General features: G+C 40.9%; 4 protein-coding genes. All 4 read left to right on the top strand.

Annotated elements, in window-relative coordinates; translation table 11 throughout:
• Positions 1 to 720: DUF3244 domain-containing protein (locus tag AB5935_RS23790; protein ID WP_368327642.1), on the top strand; the 720-nt coding region annotated here is incomplete at its 5' end.
• A gap of 446 nt (positions 721 to 1,166) precedes the next feature.
• On the top strand, positions 1,167 to 1,532 hold the full coding sequence (locus tag AB5935_RS23785) for a hypothetical protein (RefSeq protein WP_007901163.1): 366 nt from the start codon (positions 1,167 to 1,169) through the stop codon (positions 1,530 to 1,532).
• Positions 1,526 to 1,858: an IS66 family insertion sequence element accessory protein TnpB gene (gene tnpB / locus AB5935_RS23780; protein WP_008767179.1), complete on the top strand. Its 333-nt coding sequence runs from the start codon at positions 1,526 to 1,528 to the stop codon at positions 1,856 to 1,858. Before AB5935_RS23785 ends, tnpB begins: the two co-directional genes overlap by 7 nt.
• Positions 1,859 to 1,948: 90 nt before the next feature.
• On the top strand, positions 1,949 to 3,796 hold the full coding sequence (tnpC, locus tag AB5935_RS23775) for an IS66 family transposase (protein WP_008767178.1): 1,848 nt from the start codon (positions 1,949 to 1,951) through the stop codon (positions 3,794 to 3,796).
• Positions 3,797 to 3,962 lie beyond the last annotated feature (166 nt).

The raw sequence follows: 3,962 nt of genomic DNA, 5'->3' as shown, positions 1-3,962 counted from the left end.
ATATGTGTCTTTTGTTTTATGTGGAATGATAGAAAAAGAAAGAAGTATTATATAGCTTTGCAACATGAATTAACTCAAAAGAGAGTCGATACTATGCTGTTGAAAGACGAAGAGGTTTCAGAATCTAATAAAGAGCATATAGATAAGAAAAGGTCAGAGTTGACAGAACAACAAATCCAATTGTGTGTATCGGTACTGAAAACTACCGATTGCTACGATCAATTAGAGACATTGGAAAAGGCAACTCCTAAACAGTTGTTGGCGATGCGTAGTTTAAGGAAGGATATACGTTCTACTATTTCTAATGCATTTGTTGATGTGATGGTAAATTTGAAAGAGCGCTACCCAACATTGACTGGTGATGATGTCTTTTATTGTGTCCTTTCATTGCTTTATTGTTCAAAAACTGTCATGATGGAGTTGATGGATGCTATTTTACTTCAAGTAAGTATGTTCTCTTTTGCGAATGAAATGACATCTGCGCGTCGAATCAGACTAAAAAATAAAACTGAGGTACAACATCGGTCTATCCCTGTTACTCCTGATGCTTGTATTGAAAACTCATTGTTGTCTATTGACCTTCTTTCTACTGTTCCTACTGTAACTGTAATTATAAAGAATGCAGAAACAGATGAAGTTGTTTATACATCTACTGATTTAAATGTAGATAAGGTTTATATTGATCTTACAGGTGAGGAGAAAGGTAAATATACTTTGTAGATACAACTTCCAAAGGAGGCTTTTACTGGAGATTTTGAATTAGAATAAATCTTTGAAATATATATTATTTGCAACTAACATAATGATGATATACCTAAATCATTAACTGATGAAGCCCCGCTGTTGAAATATATGGCGCATTGCTGAAATGACGATTTAGATGACCGAAAGGGGAAAGAATCGGTTAACTTTTATTCGTGGGCTTAATAAGCCTTGTGAAAGGCCCATTAAGGTATATTGAAACGTAAAATTAAAATCACTTTTTTTAATTGTGTGCTGAAATACTACTGGTAGGGTGTTCGAACGATTTTATAGTTCGGATAATAAAGTTCATTCAGCAACAATGTGATACACCTGTTAGTAGATGAGTAAGCTTCCAAAATTGGCGTATTGACTAGCATGTTTCTTTCCCATACCTTCGTGCTAAACTTAAAACTTGAAAGATTATGTTTAGCGAAAAAGATTTTGAAAGACTGTGGTTCCTCTACAAAACCGAGGGTGAGCCCAATGGAGTTTCCATCAACTCGTTCTGCATTGGTAACAATATTCCATACACGGCATTCTATGACTGGTTCAAGAAGACACAGAAAAAGGTTGTACCTGTAGAAGTTGAAGGAATTCCGGAAGAGCTGATTCGGACAGGCAATGAAGAACGGCAGGAGGTTGCTAAAGACAAGCTCAAACGTACAACTCCCCATAAAGGAAGCATTATGGTGACGATAAGAACTCGTGAGGGCTTGTGCATACAGAAGAAAGGCTTAGACTATCAGGGGCTGAAAACACTGGTAGAGAAACTGGAGGGCTTATGCTGAGCATCAACGGTCTTCACAACTTCTACTACCTTCCTGAGCTTCACGATATGAGATGCAAGGCTCAGCGTATATGCGAGATAATCCGAGGTCGATACCACCGTGATCCATTGAATGGTGATGTTTACATGTTCATGTCTAAAGACCAGCGCAAGGTTCGCATGATACACTATGAGCGCAATGCCTATTATCTTCATGAGAAGTCCTTCATAAAGGGCTACAGGTTCATGAGGATAGAGCGCAAGGATGACGTGACAGTGTATAAGATAGACTGGAAAGACCTGGTCACGATACTTGAAACTCCGGTAATAACGAGCATAAGAATTTAATGATAAAACTCTGAATATCAGCAATAAAAGCTCTCTAAATATTTGCGTATCTCACTGAAAATGAGTATCTTTACATAAAATTTAGAGAACATGGAAACAGAGGAACTTATAGAACACATACTCAGACAGAAGCATCTTGAAGAGATGATGAACAGACCCGAAAAGGAGCATACACCCCTTGAAGGTATGGATAATGAGCAGATAAAGAGGTTCGCCCTGTTCCTGTTTGAGGAGAATCAGAGCAAGAGCAAGCAGCTTGACGAAATGATAGCACGGCTTGATGAAATAGGAAAAGACCTGAAGGAGTCCAATAAGAAAATAGACTCCCTTACAAATGCCCTGCTTAAGGCAAACAGCAAGGCTGACAAGGTTGTCCTTGAATACAAGCTCCGCGATAAGGAGTATAAAAAACTTGAGAAAAAGTATAATGCCCTTTTAGAACGTCTTTCCATTATGAATACCCAGACCTATGCCTCTTCCAAAAGTCTCAAAGGTATTGACCGTAAAAGGGTCGTAAAAGGGAAGCATGATGACAAGGATGATTTTGACGGTACTCCTACTGCTCCACCAAGCGAGGTCCCACAGCCGGACTCTTCCGCATCATGCGACACGCAGGATACTCCGAAGGCTTCCCTTTCCAAGGAAAGACCATACAGGAAAGGAATGACATACAATAAGACTTGTGTAGGTACACCGATTATACACAGGTCTGATTATACAATGCTTCCTGAGGATTCTGTTGTAATATCGTCAAGCTACCGTAAAATAAGAAGCATTGTGAGCCATATTGAGGAACATCACTTTGAGGTACTTAAGGTGAAGCATGCCGACGGCAGGATTGAAAGCATGTTCCTTCCTATGAAGGATGACGTCCGGGCAAGCCTTTATGACGAGATAGTACCGGGTACAAGCATTACGGCAAACATGCTCTCGTATCTGATGTTTAACCGCTTCCAGATGTCAACACCGGCATACAGGGAGGCGAAGAACCGTCTGTCGGATATGGACTGGAACACCTCTGTGCAGAACCTGCTGAACTGGGCCGACAAAGGTGCCATGCAGCTCAATAAGCTGATACCTGCCCTCAAGAAGATTGCCCTTCAGGACGGTGCCAACGTGAATGTGGACGAGACATGGCTCCGCTATCACGCATACAATAAGAAACGAAAGACCTATATGTGGTGTCTGGTAAACAGAAAAGCGCGTATAGTCATCTTCTTCTACGAGGATACAACGGATGATGAAGGTGTACAGAAACATGGAGGCAGGAACAGAAATGTGTTGAAGGAGTTCCTTGGTGATGCAAAAATCAAATCACTGCAGAGTGACGGTTACAACGTATATATGTATCTAGACAATGAACTTATGGATATAGAGCATCTCTGCTGTCTGGCTCATGCAAGAGCCAAGTTCAAGTACGCCTACGACCAGGGAAGTCTGCAGGCAAGAATCTTCCTTGAGCTGATAGCAAAGCTATACGGCATGGAAGAGACTTACCGTCGGGAAAAACTTACTGCGGACGAGATTTACAGCAGAAGGAACGGTAAGGAAACGACGGAAATCATCGAGAAGTTAAGGACGGAGCTTTATGATTTGCTGGCAAATCCGGATGAGAGCCGAAGCGAACTTATGAGCAAGGCCCTTAACTATCTGAAGAACTTCTGGAATCAGATCTTCTCCTACAGAAATGACGGAGAATACTCCATAGACAATATGACAGCAGAAAGAGCGATAAGACCAATCACTGTCCAACGAAAGAACAGCCTGTTCTTCGGAAGCGTGAAAGGAATACAGAACTCCGCAATCTATAATACCTTTATAGAAACCTGCAAACAGGCAGGAGTCTCCTTCAGGAATTACTTCTGCAAGCTGCTAAGAGAATTAAAGAAGGGAAGAACGGATTACGAAAACCTTCTTCCCATGACAATATGCAAATAATAATCGTTAAATTTGTGGATTCTTTTTTAGACGGGTGCCGACTGGCGCCCGTCTAAAAGGGGCTACCCTAAAATTGGAAGTTTACTTCCGATTTTTGTCTTATCGTTGCGTTTGAAGAGTTCTTTGAAGGTTACGCAACGTACAGAAAAATAATGCAGCAGATAAC

It is taken from the genome of Phocaeicola sp. RTP21198st1_B8_RTP21198_201120 (assembly GCF_040929485.1).
In the GTDB taxonomy this organism is placed as follows: Bacteria; Bacteroidota; Bacteroidia; order Bacteroidales; family Bacteroidaceae; genus Phocaeicola; species Phocaeicola dorei.
The sequence above is the reverse complement of the archived record's forward strand: the minus strand, read 5'-3'. Positions and strand labels throughout refer to the sequence as shown.